Below are 17,938 nucleotides of genomic sequence, written 5' to 3'. Positions count from 1 at the left end.
GATGCCTGACACCGACAGCGAGCTCCTCGAGCTGACCATCGACAATGTAGCCCACGGCGGGGTCTTCGTCGCCCGGCACGAGGGCCGCGTGGTCTTCGTCGCCGACGCGATCCCGGGCGAGCGCGTTCTCGCCCGCGTCGTCGACGCCAAGTCGTCGTTCTGGCGCGCCGACACCGTCGAGGTGCTCGAGGCCTCGCCCGACCGGGTGCCCCACGTCTGGGCCGCGGCGGCGCTCGAGCGCGACCCCTCCGCTCGCGCCGGCGGTGCCGAGTTCGGGCACATCGCCCTCGAGCGCCAGCGCGCCCTGAAGGGCCAGGTGCTGACGGAGGCACTCGCCCGCTTCGGCCGGATCGACCGCCCGGTCGAGGTCGAGGCCGTGCCCGGTGAGGCCGACGGCACCCGCTGGCGCAGCCGGGTGCGCCTGCACGTCGGCCGCGGCGGACGCATCGGCCCCTATGCCGCGCGCTCGCACACCATCGTGCCGGTGGACTCCCTGCCGCTCGCCACCGAGGCCATCGAGGCCGAGGCCCGTGGCGTGGCCGGAGCCCTGGAGCTCGGCGGTCAGGGCGCCGCCGCCGTCGACCTCGTCGAGACCGCCGACGGGGAGCTGCGGGTCTCGCTCGTCGCCGAGGAGCTGTCCAAGTCGGGCGGACGCGGAGACGGCCGCCGCGGGGGACGCCAGGGCGGGCGGAACGCGGGAGGCCGGGGAGGCCGTGGCGGTGGCCGCGCATCCGGAGCAGGCGAGCGCAGCAGCACCCCCGCCGAGAAGCCCGCGACCATTCTCGAGCGGGTGGGCGACCGCGAGTTCCGCCTGGCCGAGAACGGCTTCTGGCAGGTGCACCGCTCGGCCGCCCAGGTGCTGACGAGCGCGGTGCAGGAGCTGACGCGGGAGGACCTCGTCGACCCGCGCGCCGCCAATCACGACCTCTACGGCGGCGTCGGCCTGCTCGCCGCCGCCTTCGCCGACCGCTTCGGCCAGGCCACCCGCATCACGAGCGTCGAGAGCGAGGCGACCGCCACCGACCACGCCGCCGAGAACCTCTCGGAGTGGATCGGCGCCCTCGCCGTGACCGGCCGCGTCGACCGCTACCTCGCCGAGCTCGAGCGCGACGCCTCGGCGGAGGACAAGCGGCGCCTGGCCGCCGCGACCATGGTGATCGACCCGCCGCGCTCCGGCGCCGGCAAGGAGGTCGTCGGGGCGCTCACCCGCTTGAGCGTGGCCCAGGTGGTCTACGTCGCCTGCGACCCGGTGGCCTTCGCCCGCGACGTCGCGTTCTTCGGCGAGGCCGGTTACGAGCTCGACCGGGTGCGCGCCTTCGACCTGTTCCCGCACACCCATCACCTCGAGACGGTCGGCGTGCTGGTGCGCTCCTAGGGCGGGCCCGGGCGCGGCCCGCTCCGGCCCCGTCCTAGGATGGGGTCAGTCTTCGCGAGGGGTGACGGTGCACGACGAGAACGAGCCGACCACGACGGATGCGGGCAGCGACGCCCCGGCCGCCGCCGTCCCCGCCGTGCGGGTCGCGATCGTCGACGACCACGAGTCGGTGCGGCTGGGCATCCGGGCCGCCTGTCAGGAGGCCGGCTTCGAGGTCGTCGCCACCAGTGCCTCGGTGAGCGAGCTGTGGGTGGCGCTGGCCGGCCGCGGCTGCGACGTCGTCGTGCTCGACCTCAGCCTCGGGGACGGCTTCTCGGTGACCGAGAACGTGCAGCACGCGCTCTCGATGGGCGCCTCGGTGCTCGTGCACTCGATCGCCGACCGGGTGGGGCTCGTGCGCGAGGCGCTCGCCGCGGGGGCCGCGGGCGTCATCCCGAAGTCGGCCGCCACCAAGACCGTGATCGCCTCGATCGCCGCCGTGGCGCGCGGCGACGTGCTGAACAACCTCGAGTGGGCGAGCGCCATCGACGCCGACCCGGAGTTCGGCAAGGCGCAGCTCGCCCAGCGCGAGCGGGACGTGCTGCACCTCTACGCCTCCGGACTGCCGCTGTCGCAGGTGGCTCTGAAGCTCAACATCAAGGTCTCGACCGCCAAGGAGTACCTCGACCGGGTGCGGGCGAAGTACGTCGAGGTCGGGCGCCCGGCGCGGTCGAAGGTGGAGCTCCTGCGGCGCGCGGTGGAGGACGGCATCCTGGCCCTCGACGACAACGGGCATGTCGGCTAGCAGCGTGCCGCTCAGCCGGGCGCAGATCGACCTGGTGCTGTCGCGCCTGCAGGGGCTGTTCGGCTTCGCCTTCGCGCTGCTGTCGATACCGGTGCTGGCCGGTTCGTCGTCGACACTGAAGCCCGAGTGGGGCTGGGGCATCGCGGTCGTGCTCTTCGGACTGATCGCCGCCTGCTTCGTGACCTCGCTCGTCGGCCGCGGCATCCGGATCAGCATGACCCTGTTCGCCGGGGCGTTCGTGCTCGCCCTGCTGCTCTGGCCGTTCGCGGTGCGGAGCCCGGAGGCCGCGCTCGGGGTGCAGCCGTGGCTGTGGTACATCGTGATCGTCGCCGTGGGGGCGGCCGCGAACGCCCTGCCGACCCCCTGGGCCGTGGTGTACGCGATCGCCGTGCCCGGCCTCTTCTTCGCGCTGCGCCTGCTCCCCGCGGGCGGCGGGGCACCGGTGCTGATCGCCTTGCTCGACACCGTGTACTCGCTCGTGCTCGGCGCCTTCCTCGTGATCGTGAACACCGGGCTGCGCTCGGCGGCGGGCGGGGTCGACGACGCCCAGCGCACCGCCGTGCGCCGCTACGCCGAGGCGGCCAAGCGGCACGCCACCGAGCAGGAGCGCACCCGGGTCGACACCGTCGTGCACGACCGCGTGCTCTCGACCCTGCTCGCCGCCGCCCGGGCCGAGGGCCCCGACGACCGGCGCCGCGTGGTCGCCATGGCCGAACAGGCGCTGGTGGCGCTGCAGAGCGCCGACGCGGAGTCGGAGCTCGGCGGCGACCGCCCGCTCGGCAGCCTGGTCGAGCGGTTGCGCGCACTGGTCGGCACCATCACGGCCGAGGTGTCCTTCCACGCCGAGGGCGACATCGGGCAGCCGGTGCCGGCGCGGGTGCTCGAGGGCGTCTACAGCGCGGCCGTGCAGGCGGTGTCGAACAGCGTGCAGCACGCGGGCGAGCAGGGCGTGACCCGGAGCGTGCGGGTGCACTGCTGGGGAGCATCCGGATTCAGTGTCGTGATCAGCGACGACGGGCAGGGCTTCGACGCCGACGCGGTGCCCGCCGACCGGCTGGGCCTGCGCGTCTCCATCCGCGAACGGGTCGACGCCGTCGGCGGCTCGGCGAGCGTGCGGTCGACCCCGGGCGGCGGCACGGTCGTGGTGCTCGAGTGGGCGCCCGGCGCGGTGCGGGCCGAGGAGCCGCTGGCATGATCGCCATCCCGCGGCTGCTGCTGGTGGGCCTCGCCGCCATCTTCTCGTCGTTCCACCTCGTGCTCGGCGTCTCGGCGCTCGACGTGCCCTCGAATCCCTGGCCCGGTGTCGTGGCGATGGTGCTCTACACGGTCGCCACGGCGCTCAGCCTGTTCCCGCTGCGATCGGTGCGGATGCCCGTGGGCATCGCCGCGGGCAACGTCGCCGTCTCGGCGGTGTCGCTCATCCTCGTGCTGCCCCAGCTCGACCCCGACGCCGAGAACGGCTACGCGACCTGGATCATCGGGGCCATCGGCACCCTGATGACGATCACGGTCGTGCGGCAGCGGGCGCTGTTCGCGTGGACCGGCATCGCCGTGATGGTGCTGGGCATCCTGCTGTGGACCCGCGACCCGTTGCAGCTGCCCGAGCTCGGGGTGATCGGCGGCCCGATCTGGGTCGGCATCGGCCAGGCGGCGACCATGGCGATCGTGCGGGCGACCCGGGACGCCCGGCTGTTCGAGCTCGCCGAGCAGCGCGCCGCCGAGTGGGAGGCGCAGGAGGAGGCGGAGTTCTCCGAGCGCCGGGTGCGGCTCGGCCAGATGGACCGGGTCGTCGCCCCGATGCTGCGAGCCGTGATCGCCGCCGAGGGGCGGCTCTCGGCGGACCAGCGGCGGGAGTGCCTGCACCTCGAGGCCGCGATGCGGGACGAGATCCGCGGACGGCGGCTGCTGGATGACCGGGTGCGGCAGGAGGTGCTCGAGGCCCGGCGTCGGGGCGTCGAGGTCACGCTGCTCGACGACGGCGGCATCGACGACCTCGACCGGCACCAGCACGCGCGGGTGACCGCGGTGATCGCGCAGCAGATCGGCGACAGCACCGCCGACCGGCTGGTGGTGCGCACGGCGCGGCCCGACGACGAGGTGGCCGTGACCATCGTGGGGCTCCGCGACGCGGCCGAGCCGGCGGGTACGGACGAGGAGGAGCCGACGCTCGAGCTCTGGCTCGAGGTGCCGCGCACGCCCGGGGACGAAAAAGAACCGGGGGCCGATGACTCGGCCCCCGGTTGAGATTTCGAGTCAGGACGATAACCCGAATACCGCCCTGACTCGCCCCCGGAATGCGAGCCCGCTTACCCTAGTCGACCCGCATCCGGCGCGATGCCGCTCCGGAGAGCACCACCTAGCATGACCATCCTGCCGAGCGCTTCCCGGCTGCACAGTCGTCATTTCGGTGGACATTTTCGCCGACGCGTTCGGCTGACGTACAGGATTCGTGCAGGTGGCTCAGGCGGAGAACGAGCGCCAGGCGCCCGGGCCGGGCTCGAGCGGCGCGCGCAGGGAGCGCTGACTGCGCTGCCAGGCCGTCGTGGAGGTCGTCGGCTCGGACTGCAGCTGCTCGAGCTCCTGCTGCACGGCGGCCTCGACGACCACCGTCACCGCGGCGAGCTCACCCGCACTGAGGCCGCGCGTCACCACCCGGAAGGGGGGTTCGGCGGCCGCGAAGTCAGTCGATTCGTCCACACCGTCGAGGCTACATTAGAAGCCGGACCACGAAAGGGCGACCGACGCTGATGCGCAAGGCACTCACCTTCCTCGGGCGGTACCTCGCCACGATCCCGGTCAGCATCGGCTTCGCCGTCCTGATCCTCGTCACCTCGCTCCTCGCCGGCACCTTCTTCGGTCCGCCCTCCGAGGTCACCGAGGACACCTGGGCCGCCGGCGTCACCACGGTGATCGACATGGGCCACTGGTGGACGATCGTGACGGCCCTGTTCATCCCGTGGGATCCGTTCCAGCTCGCCGCGGGCATCCTGGCCTCACTCACGCTGCTCGGTGTGGCCGAACGGCTGCTCGGCCGGCGCCGGCTCGTGCTGGTCTTCCTCGTCACCGGCCTCCTCGGCGTCTCGCTCGGGGTGCTGCTGCAGTGGATCGGCTCGCTCGCCGGCGAATGGTGGGCCGACGGAACGAGCTACGACCTGACCATCGACCCGCTGACCCCGATCGTCGGTGCGCTGCTGGCGTCGAGCTCGCTGATGGGGCCGCTCTGGCGGCGCCGGGTGCGGCTGGTGTCGATCGGCTTCCTGCTGATGTTCACTCTCTACGTCGGCGACACCTCGACCGTCTACCGCCTGATCGCGGGCATCGCCGGCCTCGTGATCGGCCACTACGTCTCCGGCCGCGCCCGCCGGGTGGTGTGGCTGAAGAGCTCCTTCGGCGAGGTGCGGGTGCTGATCGCGGCCGTCGTGCTGATCACCGCCGTCGGCCCGCTGGTGTCCTGGCTCGACCCGAACGGCAGCGGCGCCTTCGGTCTCGCCGGCAGCTTCTACGGCGACATCTTCCCGACGGCCTCGAGCATCGACGACTTCTGCTCCACCGCGAACACCGACGTCTGCGACGACGTGAAGCGGCTCGCCGAACTCGGCGGGCTCGGCCCGATCGTGCAGACCTTCGTGCCTCTCGCGCTGCTGCTGGTGTCGGCCTGGGGCCTCCGCAAGGGCCGGCGGTTCGCGCTCTGGCTCGGCATCGTGACGAACCTGGCCATGATCGTGCTGGCCTTCGTGTTCCTCGGCCTCATCCTGACCCTCGCGGACGGCCAGAACGCCGCCGTCGACGACACGCCGCTGCAGGCGATCGACGTGGGCGAGTACATCGTCTGGGGCGGCTCGACCATCGCCGTGCCGCTGGCCGTCGCCATCCTGCTGTTCGTGAACCGGCGCCGCTTCGCGCTGAAGGCGCCGCGCGAGGCGCTGATCCGCTTCGCGGTCGTGGTGGCCGGCAGCGGGGCCGTGCTCGCGCTGGCCTACCTCGTGGTGGGCGGCTTCGCGCTCGAGACGTTCGTGCCGAAGGACACCACGGTGGTCGACCTCTGGTTCGACCTGCCCCGGCGCTTCCTGCCGGTCACGCTCGTCGGGGTGACGGGCGACGTGCTCGTGCCCTCCGCCGGGGTGGCCTCGTTCCTCTTCCAGTGGATCGGGCCGGTGTTCTGGGCGGTGTTCACCGTCGCGTCCCTGCAGCTGATCGCCTCGACCGAGCAGCGCGTGAACGTCGGCGATCACCAGCGCATCCGGGCCCTGCTGCGTCGCGGCGGCGGCGGGACGCTCGGCTGGATGACGACCTGGCCGGGCAACGTCTACTGGTTCAACGCCACGGGCGACGCCGCCGTCGCCTACCGCGTGATCAACGACGTGGCCATCACGATGAGCGACCCGGTCTGCCTGCCCGGCACCGAGCGCGACGTGGTGCGCGACTTCGTGGCGTTCTGCGACTCGCGCAGCTGGACGCCCGTGTTCTACAGCGTGCACGCGCAGTTCCTGCCGGCGTTCGACGAACTGGAGTGGCAGCACATGTCCGTCGGCGAGGAGACGCTCATGCACCCGCAGACGCTGGAGATGACGGGCAAGGCCTGGCAGAACGTGCGCTCCTCGCTGAACCGCGGCACCCGCGAGGGCATGACCACGCTCTGGACCACCTACGACGAACTCAGCCGCAGCTACGTCTCGCAGATCAACGCGATCTCCGAGGCCTGGGTCTCGGAGAAGGAGCTGCCCGAGATGGGCTTCACGCTCGGCGCCCTCGAGGAGATCAAGGACCCCGACGTGGCGCTGATGCTGGCTCTCGACTCCACGGGGCGCATCGCCGCCGTGACCAGCTGGCTGCCGGTGTACCGCGACGGCCGCGCCGTCGGCTACACGCTCGACTTCATGCGCCGCGCCGACGAGTCCATGGGCGGCACCATGGAGTTCCTGATCGCCTCGGCCGCGCTGCACATGAAGGAGCTCGGGGTCGAGGTGCTGTCGCTCTCGGGGGCGCCGCTCGCCCAGGCTCCCGTGCCGAAGGGATCGGAGCCGCCGGCGCCGACCGTGATGACCGAGCTGAGCGACTTCCTCGCCCGCACGCTCGAGCCGGCCTACGGCTTCTCGTCGCTGTTCAAATTCAAGTCCAAGTTCAACCCGACGTACTCGACGATCTACATGGCCTACCCCGACCCGCTCGGGCTGCCGTCGATCGGCGGGGCGATCGGGAGGGCGTACCTGCCGTCGATGAGCGCCAAGGAGACGGTGGCGCTGGTGCGCACGCTGGTGCCGCGGCGGTAAGGCGTGCCGCGGCGGTAGGGCGTGTCGCGGCGCCTGGCCGCAGCACCGCCCCTACAGGGGGATGTTGCCGTGCTTCTTCGGGGGCAGGGAGGCGCGCTTCGTCTTCAGGGCGCGCAGGGCCTTGATGACCGAGACGCGGGTGGCCGCCGGCTCGATGACGCCGTCGAGCTCGCCGCGCTCGGCCGCGAGGAAGGGCGAGGCCACGTTGTAGGTGTACTCGTTCGCGAGCTTCGTGCGCACCGCCGCGACGTCTTCTCCGGCCTCCTCGGCCCGCTTGATCTCTCCGCGGTACAGGATGTTCACCGCGCCCTGACCGCCCATGACGGCGATCTCGGCGGTCGGCCAGGCCAGGTTGATGTCGGCGCCGAGCTGCTTGGAGCCCATCACGATGTAGGCGCCGCCGTAGGCCTTGCGGAGGATGACGGTGACGAGCGGCACGGTGGCCTCGGCGTAGGCGTAGAGCAGCTTGGCGCCGCGGCGGATGACGCCCGTCCACTCCTGGTCGGTGCCGGGCAGGTAGCCGGGCACGTCGACCAGCGTGAGGATCGGGATCGAGAAGGCGTCGCAGAACCGCACGAAGCGGGAGGCCTTCTCGCCGGCCTCGATGTTCAGGGTGCCGGCCATGGAGTTCGGCTGGTTCGCCACGATGCCGACCGAGCGGCCCTCGATGCGGGCGAAGCCGACGACGATGTTCGGTGCGTACAGCGGCTGCGTCTCGAGGAACTCGCCGTCGTCGACCAGGTGCTCGATCACGGTGTGCACGTCATAGGGCTGGTTCGGCGAGTCGGGGATGAGGGTGTTGAGCTTGCGGTCCGCATCCGTGATCTCGAGCTCGGGGGTGCTGTCGTACTCGGGCAGCTCGGCCAGGTTGTTCTGGGGCAGGAAGCTGAGCAGGGCCCGGGCGTAGTCGAGCGCGTCGTCCTCGTCGCTCGCGAGGTAGTGCGAGACGCCCGAGATGCTGTTGTGGGTGAGCGCACCGCCGAGCTCCTCCATCCCCACGTCTTCGCCGGTGACCGTCTTGATCACGTCGGGGCCGGTGACGAACATCTGGCTGGTCTTGTCGACCATGATCACGAAGTCGGTGAGGGCGGGGGAGTAGACCGCGCCGCCGGCCGCCGGGCCCATGATGATCGAGATCTGCGGGATGACGCCCGACGCCGCCGTGTTGCGGCGGAAGATCTCGCCGTACTTGCCGAGGGCCACGACACCCTCCTGGATGCGCGCGCCGCCCGAGTCGAGCATGCCGATGATGGGCACGCCGGTCTTCAGCGCCAGGTCCATCACCTTGATGATCTTCTCGCCGGCCACCTCGCCGAGCGAGCCGCCGAAGATGGTGAAGTCCTGCGCGTAGACGGCGACCTGGCGGCCGTGGATCGTGCCCGTACCGGTGACGACCGCGTCGCCGTAGGGGCGCGACTTCTCCATGCCGAAGGCGTGCGTGCGGTGCCGCACGAACTCGTCGATCTCGACGAAGGAGCCGTGGTCGAGCAGCTGCTCGATGCGCTCGCGGGCCGTCTTCTTGCCGCGCTTGTGCTGCTTCTCGATGGCCGCCTCGCCCGACGCGGTCACGGCTTCGTGATAGCGGTTCTTCAGGTCGGCCAGCTTGCCCGCCGTGGTGTACATATCGGGCTGCGTCGTCACGTCTTCACTCACGCGGTTCACTCTACCGGCCAGCCCTACGGCTCTTCGGTTGACGAAAGCTACAGAAACCCGGGCTGTCGGTGGCAGGCCGTAGTTTGGGGGGATGGATCTGCCGCTCTCCCGTGCCCTCGTCCCGCGCCTCGAGTGGATGGAGCGGGCGGGGTCGACGAACGAGGTGCTGGTGCTCGCCGCCTCCGGACCCTCCGCCGCGGCGTGGCCGTCGTTCGCCGTGGTGGCGACCGACGACCAGGTGAGCGGGCGGGGGCGGCTCGGGCGCACGTGGTCGGCTCCGGCGGGGAAGGCGCTCGCCGTGTCGGTGCTGCTTCGGCCCCGCGCCGACACGGCGCTCTGGGGCACGCTGCCGCTGCTCGCGGGGGCCGCGGTGCGTCGCGCCGTCGCGGGGCTGCTGCCCGGGCATCCGGTCGCCCTGAAATGGCCGAACGACGTGCTGATCGGGGGGTCGAAGGTGTCGGGCATCCTGGGTGAGCTGCTTCCGGATGCTCGGGGCCTCGTGATCGGGGCGGGCATCAACCTGACCCTGGCCGCCGACGAGCTGCCGGTGCCGACGGCGACGTCGCTCGTGCTGGCGGGCGCGCCGGCGTCGTCGCTGGGTGCGGATGCGGTGCTCTCGGCGTACCTGCGCGAGCTCGTCGCACTGTTCTCGGCCTGGGAGTCGGCAGGCGGATCGGCGCGCGACTCGGGGCTGCTCGACGAGCTCGCGTCGACGTCGGCGACCCTCGGCCGGGCCGTGCGGGTCGAGCTGCCGGGCGGGGCCGTGCGCACCGGGACGGCGACCGCGATCGACGACGACGGACGGCTCGTGGTCGCCACCGACGACGGCTCGCCGCTCGTGGTCGCGGCGGGCGATGTGACGCACCTCCGGCTCCGCGACGGCTGATCGGGGCCTTCGGGGGTGACAATGGCGGGATGTCCCGGCCCGACCCCACGACCGTCGAGCCGCCTCGGGAGCTCGTGCTCGCCCGGGTGCGGCCGCACGCGCGACGGCTGACGGTGCCCGTGCTGCTGCTGTTCGCGACGGCGACGGCGTACGGCTGGTTCGGCGGGCGGTTCGCGGAGGAATGGCAGAACCAGGCCGCCCTGGGCGGTGCTGTTCTTCTCGTGGTGGTCGGCACACTGCTGCCGTTCCTCGTCTGGCTCGGGCACCGGTACACGATCACGACGCGGCGGATCATCGCGCGGCGGGGGCTCGTGAACCGGCACCGGCACGACCTCTGGCTCTCGCGGGTGACGGCGGTGCGGCTGCGGCGGAACCCGGTGCAGGCGGCGTTCGCCACGGGGAACGTGCTGGTGGAGTCGGGGTCGGAGCTGACGCTCGAGCTGCACGACGTGCCGTCGGCGAAGCTCGTGGCGGCGCTGCTGGACGAGCTGACCGAGCACACGCCGCCGCCGTCGCGGCTGCCGGCGTTCCCGGGGTCGTACCCCGGCCCGTTCGGTGGTGGGCCGCCGCTAGGCTGAATCCGTGACTCTTCGTGTGGGTGTGATCGGTGGCGGACAGCTCGCGCGGATGATGATCCCGCCGGCGATCGAGCTGGGGATCGACATCCGTGTGCTGGCCGAGGCCGAGGGCATGTCGGCGTCCATCGCCGCGACCGCGGTCGGGGACTACACCGACCTCGAGACGGTGCTCTCGTTCGCGAGGGGGGTCGACGTGGTCACCTTCGACCACGAGCACGTGCCCCAGGCCGTGCTGCAGGGGCTCGTCGCGGCGGGTGTGGCCGTGCATCCTGGGCCGGATGCTCTGCAGTACGCCCAGGACAAGCTGCTCATGCGCGCCAGGCTCGCTTCGTTGGGTGTACCGGTGCCTTCGTGGGCCTCGGTCGCCGACTCCGCCGACCTCGACGCGTTCATCGACGCCCACGGTGGGCGGGCCGTCGTCAAGACCGCTCGAGGCGGGTATGACGGCAAGGGCGTGCGCGTCGTCTCGTCGGCGGCGCAGGTCGCGGACTGGTTCGGCGACGACCCGCTCCTCGCGGAGGAGCTCGTGGACTTCAAGCGCGAGCTGTCCCAGCTCGTGGCGCGCCGGCCCTCGGGCGACGTGACGCTGTGGCCCGTGGTGGAGTCGATCCAGCGGGACGGGGTGTGCGCCGAGGTGCTCGCCCCGGCGCCGGGCGGGTCGCCGCGGCTCGCCGCCGTGGCCGCGCAGATCGGCACCACGATCGCCGAGTCGCTGGGTGTCACGGGGGTGCTCGCTGTGGAGCTGTTCGAGACGCTCGACGAGCGCATCCTGGTGAACGAGCTGGCGATGCGGCCGCACAACACCGGCCACTGGACCATCGACGGCTCGACCACCAGCCAGTTCGAGCAGCACCTGCGGGCGGTGCTCGACCTTCCCTTCGGCGCGACCGGGCACACGGCGCCCTGGTCGGTCATGGTGAACATCCTCGGCGGGCCCGCCTCCGGCGACCTCGACACCCCGCTGCGCGCAGCCGCCGCGGCCCAGCCCACGGCGAAGCTGCACCTCTACGGCAAGCCCCCGCGCCCCGGCCGCAAGATCGGTCACGTCACGGTCTCGGGCGACGACCTCGCCACGGTCGCCTACGAGGCCCGCGCGGCCGCCGCAGCCTTCGACTCCTGACATAACCTCACTTCTGCGGTAGCATCGGGTCATGAAGCCCCTCCTCCGTGCGCTCTCGTTCACCGTCGTCGCCGCGCTGCTCTCTGGCGCAGCCCTGTCGGCGGAGGCGGCCCCGGCTTCGGCCTCGGCTTCGGACGATGCCGCGCGCTCGAGCGCCCGCTTCGACGTCCTCGACACCGTCGAGCCCGGCAGCGACGAGCTCTATGGCTTGGCAATAGACAACGTCGTCCGGAAGGCCTTCGTCCTCGACGTGCGTAACCGGATGGTTCGGGCGTATGACGTCTCTGCTGGCGAGCTCACTCCCGCCGGCACCGTCGTCGTCGGGACGACAGCCGGGTGGATCAACGGATTGACGGTCAACGAAAACACGCACGAGGTCTACGTGGTGGACAACAGCTCAGGGGCTGACGAACTCGTGGTGGTCGACTCCGCGTCGATGAAGGTCGTCTCCCGCGTCGCGACAGGTGGGCGAGGGGCTACAGCTCTTGCGGTTGACGAGAAGTCCCACCGTGTCTTCGTCGCGAACGTGTCGCCGAGCAACGTCAGCATCGTCGATCTCGACGACGGCTCGAACCAGAGCATCGCCACCGGTGTGAGACCGCGGGACATCACCGTCGACCAGGCGACGCAGACCGCCTACGTCGCGAACGCCGACGATTCCTCCCTCGACGCGATCAAGCCGGACGGGTCGTGGACCAGGTCGCAGCTCGAGGGCGCGCCGTCGCTCGTCCGGATCATCGACGGGCGGCTGGCGGTGGCGGGCAAGGCAGCTTTCGGCTTTGAGATCCAGATATTCGATACGGCAACCATGATCCGGACGGCCGTGTCGGAATCGTTCGCGAGCCCGATGTCCGACCTCGTCGGGGATCCCAACCGCCACGTGGTGTATGTCGTCAACGCCGCTGAGGACACGGCCGGAATCGTGGCACTTCGCGGTGACAATCTCACCACCCTCGGCGCTGGCCCCGTCGGACCCACCGACTATTTCGGCGACATGGTCGTGGATCGGGCGAGCCATCGTCTGGTCGGGCTTCAGAACGCCGTGTCGTCGAAGGTGCTGCTGCTCGAGCCGCGGGTGAGTCCGTTGCCGGCGGTGGATCGGGTGGGCGGTGCGGATCGGTTCGCGGTGGCGGCGGGGGTGTCGCGGGACACGTTCGAGTCGGGAGCGGCGCCGGTGGCGTACGTGGCGTCGGGGGAGGTGTTCGCCGATGCGTTGAGCGGGGCGGCGGCGGCCGGGCTGGCGGGTGGGCCGGTGCTGCTGGTGACGCGGGACGGGGTGCCGACGGCCACGGCGGACGAGCTGCGGAGGTTGCGGCCGGGGCGGATCGTGGTGCTGGGCGGGACTGCCGCGGTGAGCGCCGGGGTGGAGAGGGCGTTGGGGGAGTTCGGGCCGGTGTCGCGGATCGGCGGGCCGGATCGGTTCGCGGTTTCGGCGGCGATCTCGGCGAAGGCGTTCCCGGATGGGGCGACCTATGCGTATCTGGCGTCGGGGGAGACCTTCCCGGACGCGCTGTCGGCGTCGCCGTTGACGGGGCGGGAGAAGGGGCCGGTGCTGCTGACGCAGAAGAACGCGCTCCCCACCGCGGTGGGGACGGAGATCGGGCGGTTGAAGGCGCAGTACGTGTACGTGCTGGGCGGGGAGCAAGCGGTCAGCGCCGCGGTCGTCGCCGAGGTCGAGAAGCAGGCGACGGTCATCCGGATCGACGGGCCGGACCGGTTCGCGGTGGCGGCGGCGGCGTCGAAGAGGTCGTTCCGGCCGCACACGTACACGGTGTACGTGGCGTCGGGGCAGGCGTTCCCGGATGCGCTCGCAGGCGGGCCGGCGGCGATCGTCGGCGGGGCGCCGGTGCTGCTGGTGACGAAGGACGGCGTCCCGGGGCCGGTCGCGGCCGAGCTGGAGCGGTTGGCGCCCTATCGGATCGTGCTGCTCGGCGGTCCCAACGCGGTCTCGGAAACCGTGAAGACCCAGCTCGAAAGCTACCTACCCGATTGAGCCATGCAAGCGCGCCGCTCCGCAGGAGCCGGCGGGAGCGACTCTACGATGGGGGCATGCCCGAAGAGAGAGCCGTCGTGGGTGTCGTCATGGGGTCGGATTCCGACTTCTCCGTCATGAGCGACGCCGTGCAGGTGCTGAAGGACTTCGGCGTGCCGCACGAGGTGCGCGTCGTGTCGGCACACCGCACGCCCGAGGCCATGATCGAGTACGGGCGCACGGCGCGTGAGCGCGGGCTCAAGGTCGTCATCGCCGGGGCCGGCGGGGCGGCGCATCTGCCCGGGATGATCGCGGCCGTCACGACACTGCCGGTCGTCGGGGTTCCGGTGCCGTTGGCCCGCCTCGACGGTCTCGATTCACTTCTCTCCATCGTGCAGATGCCGGCGGGCATCCCGGTCGCCACCGTGTCGATCGGTGGTGCCAAGAACGCCGCTCTCATCGCTGTCAGCATTCTCTCGACCGGTGATGATGGGCTTGCCGACGCCCTCGACCGTTATCGCGCCGAGCTCTCGGAGCTCGTCGCGCAGAAGAACGAAAACCTCCAAACCCGCCTATGACCACGCAGACCCGCCTATGACCACGATGAACGGCAGCGCGACCGTCAGCCCGATCCGGTACCCGGACACCACCTCGCCCAAGGCCATGACCGTACGCGGGTGGTGGCTGGTGGTGCTCAACGTGCTCATCCCGGGCTCGGCGCAGGTGCTCGCGGGCAACCGCAAGCTCGGCCGCTTCGGGCTGTACTTCACGCTCAGCCTCTGGGCGATCGCCGTGGTCGGCTTCGTGATCTACCTGATCTGGCCGCAGGTGATCTTCTCGATCGCGACGAACCCGATCCCGCTGCTGCTCGTGCAGGTGGTGCTGATCGCGTACGCCGTGCTGTGGATCGTGCTGACCCTCGACACTCTCCGCCTCGTGCGCTTCGTGCGGGTGGGGGAGCGGGCGCGGCCGTGGCTGGCCTCGTTCTCCGTGCTGCTGCTGGTGGGCACCTCGGGGGTCGCGGCAGCCGGCGCCTGGTACGCGAACGTGGCCGCCGACGGGCTCAACTCGGTGTTCTCGGCGCAGGCCGCGGCCGAACCTCCCGTCGACGGGCGGTACAACATCCTGCTGCTCGGCGGTGACGCCGGGCCCGACCGCGACGGCATGCGGCCCGACAGCATGACCGTGGTGTCGATCGAGGCCGACACGGGCCGCGCGACGATGATCGGGGTGCCGCGCGATCTGCAGCAGGTGCCGATCGTCGCCGACTCGCCGCTGATCGGCAGCGACTACGCTCCCGACGGCAGCTACGACTGCGGCAGCGACTGCCAGATCAGCTTCCTCTACCCGCGGGTCGAGGCCTTCGACCAGGACCTGTACCCGAACGCCGAGGCCGAGGGTTCGAACCCGGGTGTCGAGGCGACGAAGGATGCGATCGAGGGCGCCCTGGGCATCACGATCCAGTACTACGTGATGATCGACATGCAGGGCTTCTCCGACCTCATCGACGCGCTCGGCGGCGTGGACATCAACGTCACCGAGGCGCTGCCCATGGGCGGCGACGAGGAGGGCAACGAGATCGAGGGCTGGATCTGGCCCGGCGAGCAGCACATGAACGGCTACACGGCCCTCTGGTACGCGCGTTCCCGGCACACCACGAGCGACTACGACCGGATGCAGCGGCAGGGCGAGCTGCAGACGGCCATCCTGCAGCAGTTCCAGCCGGTGAACGTCCTCACGAAGTTCCAGGGCATCGTGGAGGCGGGCACCCAGGTGGTGCAGACGGACATCCCGCAGTCGACCCTGTCGTACTTCATCGACCTCGCGATGAAGACGAAGGAGCTTCCGATCGACCGCGTCGACATGACGCCGCCCCTGATCGACCCGGAGAACCCCGACTGGGACGTCGTGCACCAGACGGTCGCCGACGCCCTCGTCCTCTCGACGGCGACCGACTCCGCCGCCCAGTAGCCCCCTCCGACCCCGACCGACCTGCCACGAGTTGTGTCGGGTGGGGGTGACCTGCCACGAGTTGTGTCAGGTCGCAGGCGGGCGGGCACGACGCGACGGGCCGTACACGGTGACCGGTGGCGGTACCGGCGCCGCACGGCCGCGGCGCAGCCACGGACGCCTGACGGCGGCACCGGGTGTCGCCCGCGCCGCAGAGGCGGCGGCGCGGCTGGGGACCGCTCGCGCGACGGCGGCACCGGGTGTCGCCCGCGCCGCAGAGGCGGCGGCGCGGCTGGGGACCGCTCGCGCGACGGCGGCACCGCGTGCTGCCCGCGCCGCAGAGGCGGCGGCGCGGCTACTTACAGGTCCGCGTGGAGCTGCCAGACCTTCTCGGCCGAGTCGCGCCAGGAGAAGGCGCGGGCACGGTCGAGGCCCGAGATCGAGAGGCGGGTGCGCAGCGCCGCGTCGGAGACGACGTCGGCGATGGCGGCCGCGAGCTGCCCCGGATACTCCGCGGGGGTCGTGCGGGTAACGACGTGCGTGGAGCCGTCGGCGACCTCGAGCAGCGCCGGCACGTCGGCGTGGATGACGGGCGTGCCGAAGTCGAAGGCCTCGATCAGCGGCAGGCCGAAGCCCTCCGCGAGGCTCGGGTAGACGAAGACCGTGGCGCGCTCGAGCACGAGCGCGAGGTCGGTGTCGCTGAGGAAGCCGAGCACGCGCACCCGCGCGGGGTCGACCCCGGCCGCGGCGGCGACGGACGCCACGTCGACGTCGCCCCACCCGGAGGGGCCGGCGATCAGCAGCGGCAGCGAGCCGGTGGCCGGCAGAGCGAGCGCCTCGATCAGCGCCGCGAGCCCCTTGCGCGGCTCGAGCGTGCCGACGGCGAGCAAATATTCGTCGGGGAGTGAGAGCTCGAGGGCGCGCGCCGCGGGGTTCGCGGGCAGCCGCAGCTCGTCGCTGACGGCGCCGCCAATGACGCGCAGGCGGTCGCCGAAGCGGAAGTGCCGCGACAGCTCCTCGGCCACCGCGTGCGTCGGCACGACGACGGCGTCGGCGTAGCGGGCCGCCCGTTTCGCCATGGCCCGGTGCCAGCTGACGCCGCGTGGGGTGAGGGTCTCGGGATGCGTCCAGGGCACGACGTCGTGGATCGTGACGGCGGTCTGCGTGCCGATGTCGGCGCGGCGGTCGTGCTTGCGCAGCGGCGCCATCAGGCTCGTGGCATGGACCATGCCCGAGCCCGAGGAGCCGATGACGCCGTGCTGCCAGGCCGCCGCGAGCTCACGCCGGGGCAGGGTGGCGCGGTGCAGCCCTGCGAGGCCGGGCAGACGCGAGGAGAGCGAGTCGGCCGTCGCCTGCGGGATAGCCGAGACGATGCCCTCGACGTCGCAGTCACGGGGAGCGGTGGCTATCAGCTGCCGGGTGAGCTCGAGCGTGTACCGGCCGATGCCGCCCGGGACCGGAGCCACGAGCTGGTCGACGACTACCCGCAGCGTGGCCATTACTCTCCAAAAACTCCCGAGGTCACCGCCTCGTGCAACGCGGTGCGCCAGTCTCGCATGGGCTCCAATCCCGCTCGGGACCACGCGTCGTGCCCGAGCACGGAGTACGCGGGACGCGGGGCGGGACGAACAAACTGCGAGCTGTCCGTGGGCTTGACCTTATCAGGGTCGAGTCCGGCTTCCTGAAAGGTCGCCCGGGCGAAGTCGAACCACGAACCCTGGCCCGAGTTGGTGCCGTGATAGACGCCGGCCGGAGCATCCGAGTCGGCCAGGAGCACCAGCTGACGGGCGAGATCGGCGGTCCAGGTGGGCTGCCCGACCTGGTCGTGCACCACCGAGACGCTGTCGCGCTCGCGGCCGAGCCGGAGCATGGTCGCGGGGAAGTTCGCCCCGTGCCGGCCGTACAGCCAGGCCGTGCGCACGACGTAACCGCCGGTGGGGTTGCCCGTGAGCACCGCCTCCTCGCCGCCGGCCTTGGTGCGGCCGTAGGCGTTCAGCGGGTCACGCGGCTCGTCCTCGGAGTAGGGCGACGTGGCGTCGCCCTGGAAGACGTAGTCGGTGGAGATCTGCACGAGCTTCGCGCCGGTCGCCCGGGTGGCGGCGGCGAGGGTGGCCGGCCCGACGGCGTTGACCAGCCGGGCGGCCTCCTCGTCGGTCTCGGCCGCGTCGACCGCGGTGTAGGCGGCGCAGTTGAACACGACGTCGACGCCCGCGACAGCGGCGGCCACGGCCGAGGCGTCGGTGATGTCGAGCTCGGCTCGGGTGAGCGCCACGACGTCGCGGCCCGCGAGGGCCTCCTGCAGGTCGCGGCCGAGCATCCCGGCCGCCCCGGTGATGAGATAGCGAGTCAT

The 17,938-nt window shown here is 71.6% G+C and carries 15 protein-coding genes; 11 read left to right on the top strand and 4 right to left on the bottom strand.

Translation table 11 applies throughout. The features are described from left to right. Window position 1 precedes the first annotated feature (1 nt). From BJ984_RS17885 to BJ984_RS17870, 4 genes are all read left to right on the top strand, one after another. Window positions 2–1,375, top strand: a complete 1,374-nt coding sequence (locus BJ984_RS17885) for a class I SAM-dependent RNA methyltransferase (protein ID WP_179549164.1) — start codon at window positions 2–4, stop codon at window positions 1,373–1,375. Between the two features lie 136 nt (window positions 1,376–1,511). Then, window positions 1,512–2,159 (top strand): response regulator transcription factor, encoded by a 648-nt coding sequence (locus BJ984_RS17880; protein WP_271206607.1) that lies wholly within the window; start codon window positions 1,512–1,514, stop codon window positions 2,157–2,159. Then, window positions 2,149–3,354 carry a sensor histidine kinase gene (locus BJ984_RS17875; RefSeq protein WP_179549162.1) on the top strand — a complete coding sequence of 402 codons (1,206 nt, stop codon included), beginning with the start codon at window positions 2,149–2,151 and terminating at the stop codon, window positions 3,352–3,354. Before BJ984_RS17880 ends, BJ984_RS17875 begins: the two co-directional genes overlap by 11 nt. Further along, entirely contained in the window at window positions 3,351–4,403 is a 1,053-nt protein-coding gene (locus BJ984_RS17870; RefSeq protein WP_179549161.1) for a hypothetical protein, read from the top strand. The genes BJ984_RS17875 and BJ984_RS17870 overlap by 4 nt, the downstream gene beginning before the upstream one ends. Before the next feature lie 216 nt (window positions 4,404–4,619). Here the strand turns inward: BJ984_RS17870 and BJ984_RS17865 are convergent, their stop codons facing one another. Next, window positions 4,620–4,856: an acyl-CoA carboxylase epsilon subunit gene (locus BJ984_RS17865; protein ID WP_179549160.1), complete on the bottom strand. Its 237-nt coding sequence runs from the start codon at window positions 4,854–4,856 to the stop codon at window positions 4,620–4,622. Window positions 4,857–4,906: 50 nt separating this feature from the next. Here BJ984_RS17865 and BJ984_RS17860 point away from each other — a divergent pair, with 50 nt between their 5' ends. Beyond that, window positions 4,907–7,429: a bifunctional lysylphosphatidylglycerol flippase/synthetase MprF gene (locus tag BJ984_RS17860; protein ID WP_179549159.1), complete on the top strand. Its 2,523-nt coding sequence runs from the start codon at window positions 4,907–4,909 to the stop codon at window positions 7,427–7,429. Window positions 7,430–7,480: 51 nt separating this feature from the next. Here BJ984_RS17860 and BJ984_RS17855 read toward each other — a convergent pair whose 3' ends face one another. After that, window positions 7,481–9,052: an acyl-CoA carboxylase subunit beta gene (locus BJ984_RS17855; protein ID WP_173184404.1), complete on the bottom strand. Its 1,572-nt coding sequence runs from the start codon at window positions 9,050–9,052 to the stop codon at window positions 7,481–7,483. A gap of 121 nt (window positions 9,053–9,173) precedes the next feature. On the opposite strand from BJ984_RS17855, the gene BJ984_RS17850 reads away from it, so the two are divergent. From BJ984_RS17850 to BJ984_RS17825, 6 genes are read left to right on the top strand one after another with little or no spacing between them, the layout of a single operon-like run. Further along, complete coding sequence (locus BJ984_RS17850) at window positions 9,174–9,968, top strand: biotin--[acetyl-CoA-carboxylase] ligase (RefSeq protein WP_179549158.1); 795 nt, start codon at window positions 9,174–9,176, stop codon at window positions 9,966–9,968. A 29-nt stretch (window positions 9,969–9,997) separates the two neighbouring features. Next, window positions 9,998–10,546 (top strand): PH domain-containing protein, encoded by a 549-nt coding sequence (locus BJ984_RS17845; protein ID WP_179549157.1) that lies wholly within the window; start codon window positions 9,998–10,000, stop codon window positions 10,544–10,546. Between the two features lie 4 nt (window positions 10,547–10,550). Then, window positions 10,551–11,666, top strand: a complete 1,116-nt coding sequence (locus BJ984_RS17840) for a 5-(carboxyamino)imidazole ribonucleotide synthase (RefSeq protein ID WP_179549156.1) — start codon at window positions 10,551–10,553, stop codon at window positions 11,664–11,666. Between the two features lie 31 nt (window positions 11,667–11,697). Continuing rightward, window positions 11,698–13,659, top strand: coding sequence for a cell wall-binding repeat-containing protein (locus BJ984_RS17835; RefSeq protein WP_179549155.1), 1,962 nt, complete (start codon window positions 11,698–11,700; stop codon window positions 13,657–13,659). 56 nt (window positions 13,660–13,715) lie between these two features. Continuing rightward, window positions 13,716–14,216 carry a 5-(carboxyamino)imidazole ribonucleotide mutase gene (gene purE, locus BJ984_RS17830; protein ID WP_179549154.1) on the top strand — a complete coding sequence of 167 codons (501 nt, stop codon included), beginning with the start codon at window positions 13,716–13,718 and terminating at the stop codon, window positions 14,214–14,216. A gap of 16 nt (window positions 14,217–14,232) precedes the next feature. Continuing rightward, a complete protein-coding gene (locus tag BJ984_RS17825) occupies window positions 14,233–15,609 on the top strand; it encodes an LCP family protein (RefSeq protein WP_246306489.1) in 1,377 nt (458 codons plus the stop codon). A 338-nt stretch (window positions 15,610–15,947) separates the two neighbouring features. Here BJ984_RS17825 and BJ984_RS17820 read toward each other — a convergent pair whose 3' ends face one another. Both BJ984_RS17820 and rfbD read right to left on the bottom strand, forming a co-directional pair. Then, window positions 15,948–17,087, bottom strand: coding sequence for a glycosyltransferase family 4 protein (locus BJ984_RS17820; RefSeq protein WP_179549153.1), 1,140 nt, complete (start codon window positions 17,085–17,087; stop codon window positions 15,948–15,950). Then, window positions 17,087–17,938: a dTDP-4-dehydrorhamnose reductase gene (rfbD, locus tag BJ984_RS17815; protein WP_179549152.1), complete on the bottom strand. Its 852-nt coding sequence runs from the start codon at window positions 17,936–17,938 to the stop codon at window positions 17,087–17,089. Before rfbD ends, BJ984_RS17820 begins: the two co-directional genes overlap by 1 nt.

The sequence above is a fragment of the Herbiconiux flava genome (genome assembly GCF_013409865.1).
GTDB classification, from domain to species: domain Bacteria; phylum Actinomycetota; class Actinomycetes; order Actinomycetales; family Microbacteriaceae; genus Herbiconiux; species Herbiconiux flava.
The sequence above is the reverse complement of the archived record's forward strand: the minus strand, read 5'-3'. Positions and strand labels throughout refer to the sequence as shown.

What these genes read in the sequence shown, in the direction of transcription:
- BJ984_RS17850 (WP_179549158.1), top strand. Translation starts at nt 9,174, where the DNA reads ATGGATCTGCCGCTCTCCCGTGCCCTCGTCCCGCGCCTCGAGTGGATG.
- BJ984_RS17825 (WP_246306489.1), top strand. Translation starts at nt 14,233, where the DNA reads ATGACCACGATGAACGGCAGCGCGACCGTCAGCCCGATCCGGTACCCG.
- BJ984_RS17885 (WP_179549164.1), top strand. Translation starts at nt 2, where the DNA reads ATGCCTGACACCGACAGCGAGCTCCTCGAGCTGACCATCGACAATGTA.
- BJ984_RS17835 (WP_179549155.1), top strand. Translation starts at nt 11,698, where the DNA reads ATGAAGCCCCTCCTCCGTGCGCTCTCGTTCACCGTCGTCGCCGCGCTG.
- BJ984_RS17875 (WP_179549162.1), top strand. Translation starts at nt 2,149, where the DNA reads ATGTCGGCTAGCAGCGTGCCGCTCAGCCGGGCGCAGATCGACCTGGTG.
- BJ984_RS17860 (WP_179549159.1), top strand. Translation starts at nt 4,907, where the DNA reads ATGCGCAAGGCACTCACCTTCCTCGGGCGGTACCTCGCCACGATCCCG.
- rfbD (WP_179549152.1), bottom strand. Translation starts at nt 17,938, where the DNA reads ATGACTCGCTATCTCATCACCGGGGCGGCCGGGATGCTCGGCCGCGAC.
- BJ984_RS17845 (WP_179549157.1), top strand. Translation starts at nt 9,998, where the DNA reads ATGTCCCGGCCCGACCCCACGACCGTCGAGCCGCCTCGGGAGCTCGTG.
- BJ984_RS17870 (WP_179549161.1), top strand. Translation starts at nt 3,351, where the DNA reads ATGATCGCCATCCCGCGGCTGCTGCTGGTGGGCCTCGCCGCCATCTTC.
- purE (WP_179549154.1), top strand. Translation starts at nt 13,716, where the DNA reads ATGCCCGAAGAGAGAGCCGTCGTGGGTGTCGTCATGGGGTCGGATTCC.
- BJ984_RS17820 (WP_179549153.1), bottom strand. Translation starts at nt 17,087, where the DNA reads ATGGCCACGCTGCGGGTAGTCGTCGACCAGCTCGTGGCTCCGGTCCCG.
- BJ984_RS17855 (WP_173184404.1), bottom strand. Translation starts at nt 9,052, where the DNA reads ATGTACACCACGGCGGGCAAGCTGGCCGACCTGAAGAACCGCTATCAC.